Origin of the sequence: Polynucleobacter sp. MWH-S4W17 (assembly GCF_018687535.1) — a bacterium.
Lineage (GTDB): Bacteria > Pseudomonadota > Gammaproteobacteria > Burkholderiales > Burkholderiaceae > Polynucleobacter.
The window spans coordinates 1588029-1603228 of record NZ_CP061295.1; the positions used below are offsets into that span (position 1 = coordinate 1588029).

At 43.9% G+C, this 15200-nt stretch carries 20 protein-coding genes; 2 read left to right on the forward strand and 18 right to left on the reverse strand.

All coding sequences use genetic code 11. The features are described 5' to 3' along the window. Nucleotide 1: 1 nt before the first annotated feature. The 9 genes from C2755_RS07925 to C2755_RS07965 all read right to left on the reverse strand — a co-directional run bounded on the left by C2755_RS07925 (nt 2) and on the right by C2755_RS07965 (nt 5577). Nucleotides 2-415 (reverse strand): MarR family winged helix-turn-helix transcriptional regulator, encoded by a 414-nt coding sequence (locus C2755_RS07925; RefSeq protein WP_215320693.1) that lies wholly within the window; start codon nt 413-415, stop codon nt 2-4. 118 nt (nt 416-533) lie between these two features. Beyond that, nucleotides 534-1388 carry a metal-dependent hydrolase gene (locus C2755_RS07930; RefSeq protein ID WP_215320695.1) on the reverse strand — a complete coding sequence of 285 codons (855 nt, stop codon included), beginning with the start codon at nt 1386-1388 and terminating at the stop codon, nt 534-536. A 91-nt stretch (nt 1389-1479) separates the two neighbouring features. Then, complete coding sequence (locus C2755_RS07935) at nt 1480-1890, reverse strand: carboxypeptidase regulatory-like domain-containing protein (RefSeq protein ID WP_215320697.1); 411 nt, start codon at nt 1888-1890, stop codon at nt 1480-1482. 77 nt (nt 1891-1967) lie between these two features. Next, a complete protein-coding gene (locus tag C2755_RS07940; protein WP_215320699.1) occupies nt 1968-2948 on the reverse strand; it encodes a quinone oxidoreductase in 981 nt (326 codons plus the stop codon). 34 nt (nt 2949-2982) lie between these two features. Beyond that, nucleotides 2983-3426: a DUF2452 domain-containing protein gene (locus C2755_RS07945; protein ID WP_215320700.1), complete on the reverse strand. Its 444-nt coding sequence runs from the start codon at nt 3424-3426 to the stop codon at nt 2983-2985. Nucleotides 3427-3465: 39 nt separating this feature from the next. Next, nucleotides 3466-3999 (reverse strand): superoxide dismutase family protein, encoded by a 534-nt coding sequence (locus C2755_RS07950; protein ID WP_251368457.1) that lies wholly within the window; start codon nt 3997-3999, stop codon nt 3466-3468. 70 nt (nt 4000-4069) lie between these two features. Next, the gene (locus C2755_RS07955; protein WP_215320702.1) at nt 4070-4618 is read right to left on the reverse strand and encodes a DUF3833 domain-containing protein; all 549 of its coding nucleotides are present in this window, start codon (nt 4616-4618) and stop codon (nt 4070-4072) included. 3 nt (nt 4619-4621) lie between these two features. Beyond that, nucleotides 4622-5170: a chalcone isomerase family protein gene (locus tag C2755_RS07960; protein ID WP_215320704.1), complete on the reverse strand. Its 549-nt coding sequence runs from the start codon at nt 5168-5170 to the stop codon at nt 4622-4624. After that, on the reverse strand, nt 5167-5577 hold the full coding sequence (locus tag C2755_RS07965; protein ID WP_215320706.1) for a thiol-disulfide oxidoreductase DCC family protein: 411 nt from the start codon (nt 5575-5577) through the stop codon (nt 5167-5169). Before C2755_RS07965 ends, C2755_RS07960 begins: the two co-directional genes overlap by 4 nt. Before the next feature lie 61 nt (nt 5578-5638). On the opposite strand from C2755_RS07965, the gene C2755_RS07970 reads away from it, so the two are divergent. Both C2755_RS07970 and C2755_RS07975 read left to right on the forward strand, forming a co-directional pair. After that, on the forward strand, nt 5639-6013 hold the full coding sequence (locus C2755_RS07970; protein WP_215322345.1) for a DUF2237 family protein: 375 nt from the start codon (nt 5639-5641) through the stop codon (nt 6011-6013). Between the two features lie 4 nt (nt 6014-6017). Next, nucleotides 6018-6917, forward strand: a complete 900-nt coding sequence (locus tag C2755_RS07975) for a histone deacetylase (RefSeq protein WP_215320708.1) — start codon at nt 6018-6020, stop codon at nt 6915-6917. Between the two features lie 4 nt (nt 6918-6921). On the opposite strand, the gene C2755_RS07980 is transcribed toward C2755_RS07975, so the two are convergent. The 9 genes from C2755_RS07980 to C2755_RS08020 all read right to left on the reverse strand — a co-directional run bounded on the left by C2755_RS07980 (nt 6922) and on the right by C2755_RS08020 (nt 15054). Further along, nucleotides 6922-7473 carry a phasin family protein gene (locus C2755_RS07980; RefSeq protein WP_216863873.1) on the reverse strand — a complete coding sequence of 184 codons (552 nt, stop codon included), beginning with the start codon at nt 7471-7473 and terminating at the stop codon, nt 6922-6924. Nucleotides 7474-7635: 162 nt separating this feature from the next. Continuing rightward, complete coding sequence (locus C2755_RS07985; RefSeq protein ID WP_215320711.1) at nt 7636-8286, reverse strand: hypothetical protein; 651 nt, start codon at nt 8284-8286, stop codon at nt 7636-7638. A gap of 47 nt (nt 8287-8333) precedes the next feature. Next, entirely contained in the window at nt 8334-10127 is a 1794-nt protein-coding gene (locus tag C2755_RS07990) for an amidohydrolase (protein ID WP_215320713.1), read from the reverse strand. A gap of 128 nt (nt 10128-10255) precedes the next feature. Then, nucleotides 10256-11365: a linear amide C-N hydrolase gene (locus C2755_RS07995; protein ID WP_143143941.1), complete on the reverse strand. Its 1110-nt coding sequence runs from the start codon at nt 11363-11365 to the stop codon at nt 10256-10258. A 43-nt stretch (nt 11366-11408) separates the two neighbouring features. Then, entirely contained in the window at nt 11409-12290 is an 882-nt protein-coding gene (locus C2755_RS08000; protein WP_215320715.1) for a hypothetical protein, read from the reverse strand. 24 nt (nt 12291-12314) lie between these two features. After that, nucleotides 12315-13133: a hypothetical protein gene (locus C2755_RS08005; RefSeq protein ID WP_215320717.1), complete on the reverse strand. Its 819-nt coding sequence runs from the start codon at nt 13131-13133 to the stop codon at nt 12315-12317. Nucleotides 13134-13230: 97 nt separating this feature from the next. After that, nucleotides 13231-14034 (reverse strand): hypothetical protein, encoded by an 804-nt coding sequence (locus C2755_RS08010; protein ID WP_215320719.1) that lies wholly within the window; start codon nt 14032-14034, stop codon nt 13231-13233. A 59-nt stretch (nt 14035-14093) separates the two neighbouring features. Further along, the gene (locus C2755_RS08015; protein ID WP_072584057.1) at nt 14094-14489 is read right to left on the reverse strand and encodes a hypothetical protein; all 396 of its coding nucleotides are present in this window, start codon (nt 14487-14489) and stop codon (nt 14094-14096) included. Nucleotides 14490-14514: 25 nt separating this feature from the next. After that, nucleotides 14515-15054, reverse strand: coding sequence for an OmpA family protein (locus C2755_RS08020; RefSeq protein WP_072584056.1), 540 nt, complete (start codon nt 15052-15054; stop codon nt 14515-14517). Nucleotides 15055-15200: the final 146 nt, after the last annotated feature.

Below are 15200 nucleotides of genomic sequence, written 5' to 3' on the forward strand. Positions count from 1 at the left end.
ATTAAAAGATGTCTTTCAACAACTTGAGTGATTCTTCGAGCTGCTTTAATTCATCTGACGATAATTTTTTAAATGCTTTACTTAGATACTCTAAATGCTCCGGAAATACTTTTTCAAATACAGACTGACCTTCTAGTGTTAATCCAATGAGTTGACTACGGGCATCTTCAGAATTTGTCTCTCGAAGAATAAGACCTTTGGCCCCCAATCGCTCTAAGACACCAGTTAGAGTGCCCTTAGTAACCAATGTTTTTTCTCCCAACTCTTTACAGGTCATTGGCAATTGATTTCCCAATGTGGCAATCACATCAAACTGGGTCATTGTTAAACCCATTGCCGCTATATGCGGAGCTGAATAACGCTCAAATGCTTGATATGAAGAAACGAGGTTTCTCAGGGCGGGTAAAAAGTTCATAAATCCTATTTAAAGTACTAGTTAGAACTAGTTTAGTACTAATACGAACTAAATACAAGTAAATCCAATAAAAAACCCCACAAATTCTGTGGGGTTTAGGCTCATTCTTCGATATTCCTCAGAATTGAACTGTTTCACCCTCAGTCATCGGAATAATTTTGATATTGCTACCCTTCATAGCCTCCTGAAACTCGGCTAACGTACCTTTAGTCATCGGGTTAGAGTTGTAGTGCATTGGGATCACCATCTTTGGCTTAATCCATGTGCGTAATGCAAAGGCAGCATCATCAGGAGCCATTGTGAAATTTCCTCCAATCGGAACCATCACTAGATCAGGCTTGTAGTGTTCACCAATAAATTTCATGTCACTAAACAAGCCGGTATCGCCCATGTGCCAAATCTTAAAACCGTTCTCAAGCTCAATAATAAAGCCCATAGGCTCGCCGGCGGGATGTGACTCCATTTTGTCTGTAGCCGGATTTTTCCAAACCAATAAAGAAGAGTGCTCTGCTTGAACTGCAGTAACCTTGATTCCAGGCGCAGGTGTTACGCGACCCGTTTTATTAAAGCGATAACCCAAGTCTGCTGGCAGAATTCCCAAAGTAGTTAGTGGCGTCACCATATCAGCCGGACCATATAACTTGATGTTATTCATCTTAGCAATAGCTGGCGCATCACCAAGATGGTCAACGTGAGCATGCGTGACTAGCAATACGTCAATCGGACCAATTGCTGCCAAATCATTCTTATAGATCGGCGGCGTCTTGGGTCCGCCAGTAATCCAGGGATCAATCAGAATCATTTTTCCCTGAGGAGATTTAATCCGGAAACCTGCCTGTCCAAGCCATAGCGCCTCAGCCTTACCCTGAGCACCGACCGCTGGAGAATTCTGCGCATTACTGAGTGAGGCTGTTGAAACTAATATTGCTGAAAGTAATACACCCAAACCGCTTTTAGTTGAAAAGCATTTCATTCATTCATCTCCTGATGATTGTAGTAATCAAGAAACTATAGACCAAGTTGAATGTTTAGGCTTATGACGCAATGCGTCAATTTTCAAGGCATTATTTCCAGAAAAGGGAAACTTTTTGTGGTGAGTCGGATTTAATAGAAAGCACTCTCTTTTGAACCACCCCTTGATAAGTTGCCTCGATCACATAGTCACCAGGCTCAAGATTAATCAGCATATAAGGTCCATCTGCTTGGGCATCAAAAATGAACTTTTTTTGAGAACTCATGATTTTGATACTTGCTCCGAAGATCCAGACTCCTCTGCCATTTTCTATTTGAGACATTTCTAATAGCAATGGCCATTGCTTTGCATCAGCCAAAATCGCAACCATCTCACTCTCACCTACGCCACCAGTGATGTAAGAAATTCCCTGTGAATGCTGTGTCTCAGGAATTTGTGCGAAGGACAAAGAACTCAATAAAATTAGTTGAGTAGCGATCAGTATTTTTAAAAGTGATTTCATACTGCTATCTTACGTCTGATTGATGCATAAAAAAAGCCCCGCATAAACGGGGCCTATGTACATAGGAACACTTAAGCTTATGGCATCATCACAATGGCGCCTGAAACTTTTCGTCCCTCAGCAGCACGGTGCGCGTCAGCGGCTTGCTCCAAAGAAAACTTAGCGCCGATTTGTACTTTGACATGCCCTTTGGCAATGGCATCAAATACTGCTTTAGCGTTTTCTTTTAACAAAGCTGCAGTAGCGTTGTGTGGAAATACAGAAGGTCTAGTTAAAAACAGACAGCCCTTCTTATTTAAGATCTCTGGCTGAATTTCTGGAGCTGGGCCTGAAGCAGCGCCAAACAAAGCGACTGTTCCAAAAGGAGCAGCACAATCTAAAGAGCCTAAGAAAGTAGTTTTAGCAACAGAGTCATAAACTACATTGGCTTTTTTTCCACCAGTGGCTTTAAGCACTTCTTCAACCCAATTTGCTTGAGAGTAATCAACAACAGCATCACAACCCGCTTCCTTAGCAGCAGAAAACTTTGCTGGCGAACCCACAGTGCCAACAACAAATGCACCCAATGCTTTTGCCCAACCAGCCAAAATTTGACCAACGCCGCCAGCAGCTGCATGCACCAGCACTACATCACCCGCTTTTACTTGATAGGTTTTCTGTACAAGATATTGCGCAGTCATTGCTTTAAAGAAAACGGCTGCGGCTACTTCATCAGAAATAGTGCTGGGCAGAACAACCAATTTGTCGGCCGCTACATTACGTGCGCTTGCATAAGCGCCAATCCCGGCATTCATATAAACGACGCGATCACCCACTTTTAGATCAGTGACGCCTTCGCCCAAAGCCTCAACTACACCTGTAGCCTCATGCCCAAGGCCCGTAGGCATCTCTAATGGATAAATGCCTGAGCGCTGATATACGTCAATGAAATTAAATCCGATGGCAGTTTGACGGAGCTGCACTTCACCTTTTGCAGGTGGTGGCAATTCTTTATCAATCACTTTGATTACGTCTGCACTACCTAGTTCAGTAAGACTAACGACTCGAGCTTTTGTCACAGATCACCCAATTATTTTTATATAGAGAAAAACATCATACAGTAAGGGCGCCAACAGAATCCTCTTCAATTACCGCCCAAGTACTGTCACCCAACTTCTTTACTGCCATCGAATAAGTCCAACCGTCTGGAATTCCGCAACTCCATTCTTTTGGACCATTCTGAATCAATACATTAGTGTTATTTCGACCGTCAAAGTAGAGATGGTAAATTTTTCCGTGAATAGGATTAAAGCCAAATTTAGCGCTATGCACCATCTCCGTAGCGTCTAGTCTTGCTTGTAATGCTTTGGCCTGCTTCATCAAGACTTCAGCCTGCTCCATAATGCGATCGTACTCAAGCTTGGCATTTTGGCGAGCTACGTTAACAGCCTTATCTTTTTCCTCAGTAACTTTAATGGGCGCAAATACTGGAGCACCCACCTCCATTGGATATTCAATCCCTGCATGTCGCGCTGGATCGGTATCTTCGATTCTCATGAAATGCCCTGTATAAACTAATTTAATGAATAGATGCGATTACTTAATCAAGCCACACGCAATACGTGGGCCAGAATTTCCTGCAGGCTGAGATTTGTAATCATCCGGGTCTCTGTGCACAACCACAGAGCGACCAACAATTCCAGTTGAGCCTGTATTTACAGCAAATCCATGTAACTTAGCAGTGTAAGTTGCGTTGCCATTGGCATCGGACTTAATGTTGGGCAGATCTCCTGCATGATTCATGCCGCTATTTGGCATGCCATGAGATTTTGTTTCAGGATTGAAGTGACCACCTGCGCTGGTTGCATCCGGAGCAGAGCAATCGCCTTTTTCATGAACATGAAAGCCTTGCTCTGAGTTTGGCTTTAATCCAGAAAACTTACCATTGATGAGAACATCATCTCCTTGCCAAATGAATACCACTTCACCCTTGGCTTGTGAGCCTGACCTTGAATCAAGGCTAGCGCTGGCTTTTTGCCCGGCGCCTTGCTCCATCGATTGGCATGCCACTAATGACAACATTCCCACAGCGGATAAAGCAATTGAAATTTGCTTGATTTTATGATTCATCTGGATCTCCTTGGATGAGGCGCCCAAAGACGACTTCCAAGAAAGTGTGACACAAATCCGGTGCTTTTGCTTAGCGCTTGTAGAAGCTCAAAGTCACCTCACCCAAATCAATCCCAAACTTACTCATCTTGGCCTTATTGAGCATTACCTTGGGGGTAATTAAGTACATCCAATCATTAAATTGCACGTTATATATAGCGCCATCCACCGGCAAAGCAAGGGTATAGGTCCAGTTAAGCGCATTTCCGGCAAGCTGACCTTGCGCATCACCCACCACATCATCAGCCCTACCAATGTAATTACCCGGAGATTGCTCAGTTAGCGTCCAGATGCGCGTTTGCTTTGTGCCATCAGAGTATTCAAAACGTTCGTCCAAAGTTCCGACTTTTTTACCTTCAACTATCGTCCAATTTGCTTTGATCAGCACAGTAAAGCGCTTTTTAACTTCGCCACTTCGATCAGTAAAGATGCCATAGGCATCAATCGCTCCAGAAAAGTATTCACTCAGGTCTAAAGCCGGTTTCTCAGCCGCATATTGAGAAACCTGAGGCGAAGAGCATGATACTAAAAGCGCTCCACAAAATATTATGAACATCAAGCGTGTAAAAAGGGATTTCATGACTTAACAAGCCTCATTAAAAAGTGGTGGCGGACAGGTCTGTCCTAATAGTTCTGTTCTAAGTTTAGGAGCGCTAGTTTTAGGATCTAACCAAATTCCAAAAAATGCTTTTGAAAACTCTGCCCCAGGTATTTGCGCAATTTGCTTATCGTCATGATAAAAAATGGTTCCTTGCCTAGGAGAATAGATAGCAGTCAAAGTTTGCCCTGACTCCACATTGGGTAAGAATGATGCTAACTCCTTACCCCAAAGGGCGGCTTGTTCATCAGGTACGCCAGTGCGCTTCATTTCCTCTGCGCTCCGATTGGCAATCGATTTACCGGAGAAGGATTTTTGATAGCGCATATCCAATGCAAACTCAGATGAGGATAGTGAGCCCACCCTATAAAAAGAAGCATCGTATATATGTAGGCCCCACCAAGTCAGTCGACCGCTTCCTTGTAGTTTTGCAGTGCTTAAATATGGTGGCACTTCCAAGGGATCGCGAGCAAAGCTGAGTGGCACCAAGAAACTCAGCAGAGTGGCGATGAGAAGAAGATGGATTTTCTTCATTGCTGTACAGATCTTGAACGAGCCTTCGCCAATCGTAAAGCTACTGGCCCAAAGAGATTAGATATCACATGCCGATTCTTAGCAAAAAAGAGATATGCCAATTTCAAGAATGGTTGAAGTGGCTTTCTTGAAAAGAGCCAGGCCATACGAGGTAAGTTTGCACGACGATAGGCCTCAGGAAAAACTGAGACGCCTTGGATCAATTTGCCGCTAGCAAACTGGCCATACATCGCTGCCAATGCAGCCTCACAGGATACCCCCACCTTTTGAGGTTCATACTGTTCTGAGTTAATGTCGACAAAGCCCAATAGATTGTGCTGATTGCGTCCCGATAAAAAGAGAATCTCCGCCTGGCACAACGGGCAAGCGCCATCGTAAAACAAGGTGAGCTTTTCTAATTGGGTCATTGTTCAGCAAGTTTACGGCTTATTCAATAAACTGGCTGACACGGATATTTTTAAGGTTGCTATGCAAAAAGAAGTTGCGCTGAATGTTTTCGGTGAACCCCTCATTCCTTGCTCTTTCGATCCCCTAACAGGGTTTTTTAGGGATGGATGCTGCAAAACTAATGAAGAGGATGTGGGTAGTCACTTAGTTTGTGCCATTGTGACAAATGAATTTTTACAATTTAGCCTGCAAAAAGGAAATGACCTCATCACCCCAAGACCAGAGTATCAATTTTCAGGGTTAGTGGCTGGTGACCAATGGTGCCTATGTATCAATCGCTGGGTAGAGGCATTCAATGCCCAATGCGCGCCATCCATCAAACTTGAAAGCACTCACATCAAAGCCCTAGAGACTGTACCCTTGAATATCCTGAAAGAATATTCAAGGGAAATGTAAAAGCGTGAAGGCATTTTATACCGACCATTTTGTATTGCCACTTCCAGAGGGGCATCGCTTTCCGATGGAAAAGTATTCTCGATTACGTGATTTGGTGAGTGGAGAAAAAAATATTGAGCTTGTAGAAGCACCGCCCGCAACAGATACCCAAATCCTATTCGCTCACGATCCAAGCTATCTCATTAAAGTCATTGAAGGAAGACTCTCTCCGCAAGAGCAAAGAGAGATTGGATTTCCATGGAGTGAGCAGATGGTGGAACGTTCACGTCGTTCAGCAGGCGCCACGGTTGCGGCAGCCAAAACTGCTTTACGAGAAGGTATTGCCGCCAATCTTGCGGGCGGCACCCATCATGCATATCGAGATTCTGGTAGTGGGTTTTGTGTTTTTAATGATTCCGCTATTGCAGCCCGCACTTTACAAAAAGAGATTAGCTCATCCCTGAAGATTGCAGTGATTGATTTAGATGTGCACCAAGGAAATGGCACTGCATCGATACTGCAAAATGATGATTCTATTTTCACCCTCTCTATTCATGGGGAAAATAACTTTCCTTTTAAAAAAGAAGAGAGCGATCTTGATTGGGGTCTGACCGATGGTTGTGATGATGCCGCCTACTTAGATGCTCTGGGCCAGTCCCTAGATCAAATGGATTCACGCTTCAAGCCAGACTGCCTCATTTTCTTAGCTGGTGCAGACCCCCATGAAAGTGATCGTCTAGGAAGGCTGAATGTCAGTACAGCAGGAATGCGCTTACGGGATGAGGCGGTATTTCAGTATGCCTTGGATAGACAACTACCCATCGCGTTTTCAATGGCGGGCGGCTACGGAAAGGAAATGACATCTACAGTAGATATTCACTTTCAGACCATTAAGACCGCCCTGCAATTTCAGAAGCAATATTAAATCTCTAGCCCTTCTTTTTTGAGGTGCTTTTTGGGCTGGCGAGATTGCCAACATTCTCGACGCTCTTCTCAAAATTTGTAAATGAGTCCGCCATTGCAGCGCGAATCAGTTCAAAATTTTGCAATGCGTTGTTAAATGAGGTTTTGAATACAGAGACATAAGCCTCGCTACCAAGCGGCGCATTATCCGTTGCATCATTTACAAAGTGAATTAAATCTGCCTTAGATTCTTGAATCATGGTTTCTGCAATATCAGCGAGCTCTTGATTACCGCTTTTAAGCACCTGAAGTAATTGGTTGTGATACTGAGAGATCTCTTTAGCAGCATCCTGCAGCACTTCGGCATGAACAAATTCAAATGCAGATCGAGGGTTCTGAGTTTTCATTAGCTCAGCTACCCTCTTCTGAATCATGCCGGCTAATTCCTGTGTCGCCTGCTGATTAATCTGTGCGATTGCCTGAGCACTTTCAATCGCCACGCGCCCAGCTGCCTTAGTCGCATCAATAGCTCTTTGTTGTCCTGGCATTGCATTCATATCAAGTGATTTCTTGCTCATATCAACCTTTCAGATGGGTAATCCCAGATACCAATCTACTCTGGTTCAGGCGGGTTTCTATAGAGAAAAACCAGTAGATCTACCAGATACAGGCAAAAGAAAAGCCCCGGCTATTACTAGCTGGGGCTCCATCAGCATTTAGAGATCAATACACTCTATTTCTTACTTTGAGTCGGGCTTCTTCTTTGGAAGACTGTCTAGAGTAGCCGCACTATTAATCTGTTGATCTACTAAATAGAGCGTGCCGCCATAGTTAGCTTGTAAATCGTATCCTGAGAGTCCCACTGTATAGAAGGTAATTTCGGGATTAAAGGAGCGAATCGTACCACCAGAACCAGCAGAAAAATTTGCATCTACATCGATGCCACCACGACGACCATCAATCGAAGTCAACAAAAACTGATCGATAGCACCCGGGGTCTTAAAGATCGCCACTTGGTACTGGTCTTGATAGCCAGCCCCCAAACCTTCACCTGTTTTGAGCGCTTGCATAAAAATAGGTTCTTTGCGACGCTTATCAAACAGGACACCCTCGCCACGGGCTACTACCAGCAAGACAATATTGACATTGGTAGTCGTAAAGACTGCATATCCAGCCGCCTGATCAATTTCTTTTTGAACATCCGGTTTTTGCTTGATCAATGCATCAAGACCCGTCTTTGACATCTTTAATGTAGCGTCACGCTTTTGGATAATCTCTGCAGTAGTGAGTGGCTTGCCATTTTGACCGGTCGATTGGCAGCCAGCTAGAAAGCATGCCGCTAGCAAAGTTAAGGCAAAGCATTTCAAAAAAGAATGATGTGTATTGGTCATATTTAGGTGATTGATAAGGTTTAAATAGTCAGTCTCAATTGAGGGTATTAATCTAAGGGTCTGGGCTTCTTGGTTTCTGATACGGGGATGACTTTACCGCCTAAGACTGTCGCATACACTCCAACATCCTTAATTTTAATTGCGGGAATAGCTTGCGGATCGGCATCCAAAATTGCAAAGTCCGCGAACTTACCGGCCTCAATACTTCCGACCTTATCTTCTACACCCAATGTGTAAGCAGCATTAATGGTAATCATCTTCATCGCATCAGAGACGGTTACCGCCTCCGCTGGAGCCCACACCTTGCCATCGCTATACACATCCTTACGAGTTACTGCAGTCCATGCCTCTTTTAATGGCACAGGGGCAGATACAGGCGCGTCCGAATGAATGGAAGTAACAATACCATTACGAACTAAGGTACCTAGTCGAGTCGCATAAGACACACGATCCATACCTAAGGCTGGATACTCCAATTTAGCGCGCTCGGAAATATAAGAAATATTGGCACTGACTACTGCGCCAAGAGCCTTAATCTTCATTACCATTGCAGTCGATGGAATGCCAAAGTGGTTAATTGTGTAACGATGATCAAATCTCGGCTTGGCATCGATCATTAACTGCAAAGCATTAATCGAATTTTGATTACCAATATCGCCATTACTGTGAATGTGAATGTGATAGCCAGCATCCCACCAAGGCCTCATTGCAGCAGCAAAGTCTTGAGCTGACTTGTAGTTTGATGATCCTAGGCTGCCATCGGTATAACCTGGATGTTGCATGCGCATGGTCTCTGGCAAATAACCGCCATCACTATAAAACTTTACGCCTTGGAATATCAAACGGTCGTTATCTTGCTGTTGTAGGGCCTGTGCTTCTGCAATCGCCTTATCACCATACTTCTGAATAAAAGGCTCCGCGTAAACGACCGGAACAATTCGTAAAGCACCTGCCGAGGATTGACTAAAAGCCTTAGCAATCTTGAGCTCCATATCAATATTCAATGTTCCAAAAGCTAAGTCGCCAGAAGTGGTGATTCCGCCTTGCTGCATGAGATCGCTCATATACAAATAGTCAGTCGGAATCTCACTCGGATTGAGAATATCTTTTCCAGCAATACCCAAAACATAAGTTACCGCAGGAATTTCCAAAAACTGACCGTTCAATTGACCATCTTTATCAATACCTATGCCTTTCACATTCTTGACTTTGTCAGGTGTGATGCCATAGAACTTGATGAAAGCGCTATTGACGTACATATCGTGACCAGAAGCGTCCCAAACAACAATTGGCCTGGTACTAGAAGCCTGATCTAAAAGTTGGCGGTCAGGCATCTTTCCCATAGCAACCACATCAAAGCCCCATGCCAACAGAGTCTTGTTCGGATCCTTGATGTCATCAGAGTATTTTTTGAGCTGTGTCATTGCTGACTGTAAATTAGCAACCCCAGGAAATGCTGCCCCCCATGGATTTGGCATTGGCGATGGTGTCAGCAATGGTTTGTTGAACAAAATACCGCCCAACAAAGGATGTGCATGTGGCTCAATGAATCCCGGGTACATCACTTTATTAGCAAAATCCCGATTAATTTGCGTAGGGTACTTGCTTGTCCAAGGCTTCATATCTTCCAAAGAGCCTACGGACAAAATACGCCCATCCGCAACAGCAACAGCGGTTGCATTCGGAATCGCCGGATCCATCGTGACAATTTTTTTAGCCACAAACACAGTGATATCAGTGACCTTAGGTGTTGATGGTGGATCAAGCAACTGAACCGCTGAAGCTAGACTTGAGAAAAGACCTAATACACCGGCATAAATAATTTTAGACTTTAGGTTCACTGGGGGCCTCTATCAAACCTTCATTTATAGAATACTAACCATACTTCAATTGCAATCATCAATCTAATTAAATAAGAAGCTCGACAAGCGAGCCTCTTATTAATATCAGATAGCCGAATTTAAATCCATTAATTAACCGGGACTACAATTTTTGGCTGAGCTAATTTAACGTACTTCATTTCCTTAGCATTCACATCCATTTTTTTCAAATCAAATGCATACGTATTATTGTTTTCAAACATCTTGACGTTGTAAACCATGGTTTTATTGTTGGCCACAATGCTCCATTCAGTTACCTCATAACCGCCAGTGCCGCCACCATAAGGATTACTAGCCGGCAAGGTCACTGATCCAGGAGGAATATCAAAGCTTCCTAGAATGTGCCAAGCAGCACCGTCCATTTGGGCGTTGGTAAAGTTTGTTGGCACTGAGTTTGATAAAAATAGTGCGCGAATAAAACGGCTTGGGCTCAAGAAATCTCCAGGAAGGCCATGCAATCCATTACCAGAACTCGGTGCTGCGTAAGTGGCTCCATTAATGACTAGTGGTGGCTTCTCTACCTTAGAGAGATTGGCATAGTTTCCAATGCTATTGAGGTGATCTTGAAACGGAGGGTCATTTGTCAATACAGTCGTTGGGTTGTCAATGATAGATAGTCCATTTTTGGAGTACTCAACTACGATACTTTTACCATTGGCATCGTGCAATGTATAGTGCACTGGTGGTGTCTGATTCCCATAAACAGCCAACTTCGCGCCATTGACTTTAATCTTTGGTAGACCAGCCTTCACCTCATCAACAGTAGCAAAATTTGTCAGCACGTAAGTGAGCACCTGAACTGAATTGATGCTTGTTGCTGAGTCAGCTTGGGTAACTACCTGGTAAGCAGCACTATTTGGGTAGTTAAGTACACCTCCGATGAGACCCTTTTCATTCATGCCATCTACCAACTCAGGCAAGCCAAGTGCATTCATGCCGGCTACTGCATATTTAGAATTCCAATTCAAGCCTGAGCCGTACTTACCATCAACACCAATTCCTTGATGGGCATAAGCTCTTGGAATGGTAGTTAACTGAGAATTCAAAGGCAAACCGAATTCCATTGTGCGGCCATAAACATAGCCACCATCACTACCTTTGAGCAAGAAGCTAGTACAGGCTTCACTCACCAATGGAGCAAATGCCAAGGTAACTGAAACCGAAGTGGCTAGTAATTTATTAAACATCCGTTTTTTCATGATTAACTTCCTATCTTTTATAAGTGGGAAACTCTGCAGCAAATTACTTAAGAACAACTAGTGTGGCCGTAGCACGCGCACCCCAACCAGATGGCCCACCGGGTGTATTGCTGACGTAATACATAGGACCAGCACCAAAGGAGAAAGGCACGCCATCAATCACCACCAATTTGGAAACGCCTACATATAGAGGGTTTGATGTGCGATGCGAATCGTAGTTATATTGCGCTTCCATATTGGCTGTATATGTCCAAGCCTGTTTATCGGTGTAAGCAACAAAAGGCTGTCCATACAAATTATTTTGTGTGCCAAAAGTTGGATTGCCGCCTACGTTCCAGGATTGGTAACCAAGCAAGCCATAAGTCCATGGACCTTCGCGATTCAAGACAACAGCAGTCACGCCGGCACCAGTTTGTTGTGAGCCAAACTTACCGCTATTACCGGATGGTGATTGCGCATACGGGCCAATACCCCAAATCCAAGAGGAGTTGGTATTGGGTGCATAAAAAGACTCAAGAGTTACGCTAGCAATACCGTATCCAGAAAATGATTGGCCAGGCGCAGTTTGCACACTAGTTTCTCTAACACCCGCAACAATAGGGCGAACGATGAATGTGTCACCGCCGCCTAAATTGAATGGCATGACTGGCTGAAATAATAAAGTTTGCTCGGAGCCGCCCTGATTTAGGCCTACACCGCGGCTAAATTGGTATTGCAGCGGCACTGAAATCATATTGGCGATTGGATTTGCTAATTTCTTAGCAATGTCAACGCTGTCCACGGCCGGCTTGGCAGAAACAGTTACAGCACCTGATTTCTCAGCAGCAACCATACCCGCACGGGCAGGAATTTCTTGGGCAAAAGTTGGGGATGCAAAAACACCTACTGCCGCTAAGGTAGCTGTTATTTTTAGAGTGAGGTTCATGTTTTATTTCTAATGAATTGAGGATTAGAAGTGAAATGTTGCTGATAATTGTGGGCCTTGAAAGGTCGTCTTTTGTAGTAAACCTGCACCGTTTGTCTTTGAGCTGCTCATGTCATAGTAGAGGCCGCGATAAACCAAGGAGACATCAACCCATTTTTCAATAGTCTTGCCGACGCCTGCCATTGCCTGCCAAGTAACATTAGTAGTTCCACCTCCGCTGCCGATATCAGCATAAAAAGGAATGTACCAAGTGGAATCTGCGATGCGATAGCGCCCTTTAAAGCCAATAATCGGATCAACGGTACTTACAGTCTTTGAGTCGCTCAATGAATAATTTGTTCCGTCAAGCGCGAGGTTCAACGTGGCGGTCATACTAATCCAACGTACTCCCAACAAACCATCAACATTAGCGTCTTTATTGTTTATAAGGTTATATGTAGCCGCGCCAGTCAACATGGTTTGCTGAAGGGTAGGTTTCATCGCCACCCTAAAGTTGTAACCAGGCGCCGGAGTAACTGATGTAGTACCGCTCTTTTGCAAGGTAGCGCTGACTACATCAGCCATCATTCCCCAACTACCATAATGCGCCTCTCCAGAAATCATTGCCCCAGACTTCAGATTGCTAATAATGTTATTCATGTTCGCATCAGCAGTATTTAGGTATTGACCTTTGTAGTTGAGTGTTGAACTAACATTAGGGAGCCAGACATAAGGCGTTACATCAACAGTCCACTGATTAGAAATCTTAGGAATTGGCGTAAGCTCCTCATCCGCATAAGCCAAACCCATCGAAGTAAATAATGTAGACACTGATAAGAATGCTAGGAGAATTTTCTTATTCATAAAAGGACCGATGTAATATAAGATTGGTGAGGAAATAGTTAATACAAGTTTTGGAACTAATTATAGTCTGTAGGCCTAACACTTAAAGGCTTGCGCTCTAGAAGTTATAGGAGACCTTCGCGTAGGTAGACCAGTCGTACTGGTGATAACTTTGAACCACTTGCTTGCTAGCCCCCACTGCAAATACCCAGTTCCTTGCGAAACGATGTGTCACCATGGCATCCATTGGCACAAACCAGCCTCCACCAGCAGAGTTATAGACTGCGCCGTTTTCATCCCAAAAACGCAACATCGTGTTTGGGGATAGCTGGAAGCCAATAGTTGGGAACACCTGGAGATTCCTTACCAACGCTGGTTGGCTAGGATTAATGACTTGGCTATTATTTTTGGTGTCAAAACCATACATATAGCGCAATAAGGGCGAGAAATCAGTCACATGTAAAAGGCTGTCCACCTCAGGCAAAAAAGACCACCCTAACTGAGGCCCCACTGCCCACTGACCGTTATTGCCAAATGGAAATACAACGCGACCACCAACTAAAGCCCCCAAGGGCTTCAGAAAAGTTTGATCTTGACCCCATATGGTCGCCATGGTGTTGCCCGCACTGTACTGCCCTGAATTATTAGCCGATGAAATAGAGTTGTAATTTGAGGCGTAAGAAGTATCCAGACGTATACGTCCACGCCACTCGCCGGCTGCTAAAGGGTTGTAATAGCGAAGCTTAAGAATATTTTGATAATTATCATTGCCGTCGTAATTGTGATAACCCCAAAATTCCAACACCTTGCTATTGGTTAGCCGCTGAGAGTCGTTGTCAAATTTTGAAACGGGGACCAATAAGTCCTCAGCATAGCTTGCTGACACAAAAAAGCTAATAAGAAGTGATAAAAGTATTTTCATGAAAGGCAATGCCACCCTAGGGTGGCATTTATTACATATATCTATTTAAAAACGAAAGACTATGGCGTTACAACATGCCATACATTATTGACGTTATCACCAGTCTTATCGCCAGGATTTTTGTCCTTAACAAAGAAGTACAGTGGCTTACCTTTGTAAGTTAGCTGCTTTTGACCATCGTTACGGGCGATAGAAGAAAAATCTCCTGAGAGCATGATGCCTGGCTCTACATAAACTGGGGGCCAATTATTCGCACAAGTTGACACACATTCGGATTTTCCTGAACCAGCCTGGTCTTTATCAAAGGTGTAAATGGTCTTGCCATAACTGCTTGTCAAAATACCGTTGTTCACCTTTATAAAATCTGCTGAGGATGTTTTGATATCGGGCGTACCGCATGCTGTCAACGCCATAGCAACAATTGCTGCTGCGCTAAGCTTTAATAAATGTTTCATTCTCTATCCTTATATGGGCTATGAATTAATTACCTGGTCCAACCAAGGTAATTTCAATACGACGATTCTGTGCACGACCTTCTGGAGTTGCATTAGAAGCAACTGGATTAGATTCACCCATGCCTTGCGCAGAAATCAAGCTTTGGCTAACGCCCTTACGAATAAGATAGTCAACTACATTATCCGCACGCTTTGAAGAGAGGTCCAAGTTTGTAGCAATTCCTTGATTACGTAGCTCGGCTCCGATCGATACATTATCTGTATAGCCACGAACAACCACTTTTGTATTTTTAAATCCAGAAAGTGTTGGCGCCATTTTTGCTAAAACCTGCTCAGCTTTTGCATTTAAGCGATAGCCACCCTCTGGAAACAAAATTTTGTCGCGAATAGTAATGCGCAATTCGCCCTGTAATTGACGAATTTCCACCTCATCACCCTGGTAGGCCTGTTGAAGCTGGCTATACGCCTGGTCCAATTGATTGTATTTGCCATCAGTAACGCAGGCACTTAAGAGCGCAAGTGCTGTAATAGATAAGGCTATTAATCCATGTTTCGTCAAACTCATGTCATTTCTCCAAAATCAGTAAAAAATATGCTTTTAATGGCATTAAGGCCACTATAGCCCAAAGGCTCACCCGAGCCTTTCAAATACCCATAAAAATGGTTATTTTCTTCAAGAGTCTTGAAATAACTTGTTTTAAGCAGGCTGGA

Excerpts from the sequence above, each read along its gene's own strand:
- C2755_RS07925 (WP_215320693.1), bottom strand. The coding sequence starts at position 415 with ATGAACTTTTTACCCGCCCTGAGAAACCTCGTTTCTTCATATCAAGCA.
- C2755_RS07930 (WP_215320695.1), bottom strand. The coding sequence starts at position 1,388 with ATGAAATGCTTTTCAACTAAAAGCGGTTTGGGTGTATTACTTTCAGCA.
- C2755_RS07935 (WP_215320697.1), bottom strand. The coding sequence starts at position 1,890 with ATGAAATCACTTTTAAAAATACTGATCGCTACTCAACTAATTTTATTG.
- C2755_RS07945 (WP_215320700.1), bottom strand. The coding sequence starts at position 3,426 with ATGAGAATCGAAGATACCGATCCAGCGCGACATGCAGGGATTGAATAT.
- C2755_RS07950 (WP_251368457.1), bottom strand. The coding sequence starts at position 3,999 with ATGAATCATAAAATCAAGCAAATTTCAATTGCTTTATCCGCTGTGGGA.
- C2755_RS07955 (WP_215320702.1), bottom strand. The coding sequence starts at position 4,618 with ATGAAATCCCTTTTTACACGCTTGATGTTCATAATATTTTGTGGAGCG.
- C2755_RS07960 (WP_215320704.1), bottom strand. The coding sequence starts at position 5,170 with ATGAAGAAAATCCATCTTCTTCTCATCGCCACTCTGCTGAGTTTCTTG.
- C2755_RS07965 (WP_215320706.1), bottom strand. The coding sequence starts at position 5,577 with ATGACCCAATTAGAAAAGCTCACCTTGTTTTACGATGGCGCTTGCCCG.
- C2755_RS07970 (WP_215322345.1), top strand. The coding sequence starts at position 5,639 with ATGCAAAAAGAAGTTGCGCTGAATGTTTTCGGTGAACCCCTCATTCCT.
- C2755_RS07980 (WP_216863873.1), bottom strand. The coding sequence starts at position 7,473 with ATGAGCAAGAAATCACTTGATATGAATGCAATGCCAGGACAACAAAGA.
- C2755_RS07985 (WP_215320711.1), bottom strand. The coding sequence starts at position 8,286 with ATGACCAATACACATCATTCTTTTTTGAAATGCTTTGCCTTAACTTTG.
- C2755_RS07995 (WP_143143941.1), bottom strand. The coding sequence starts at position 11,365 with ATGAAAAAACGGATGTTTAATAAATTACTAGCCACTTCGGTTTCAGTT.
- C2755_RS08000 (WP_215320715.1), bottom strand. The coding sequence starts at position 12,290 with ATGAACCTCACTCTAAAAATAACAGCTACCTTAGCGGCAGTAGGTGTT.
- C2755_RS08005 (WP_215320717.1), bottom strand. The coding sequence starts at position 13,133 with ATGAATAAGAAAATTCTCCTAGCATTCTTATCAGTGTCTACATTATTT.
- C2755_RS08010 (WP_215320719.1), bottom strand. The coding sequence starts at position 14,034 with ATGAAAATACTTTTATCACTTCTTATTAGCTTTTTTGTGTCAGCAAGC.
- C2755_RS08015 (WP_072584057.1), bottom strand. The coding sequence starts at position 14,489 with ATGAAACATTTATTAAAGCTTAGCGCAGCAGCAATTGTTGCTATGGCG.
- C2755_RS08020 (WP_072584056.1), bottom strand. The coding sequence starts at position 15,054 with ATGAGTTTGACGAAACATGGATTAATAGCCTTATCTATTACAGCACTT.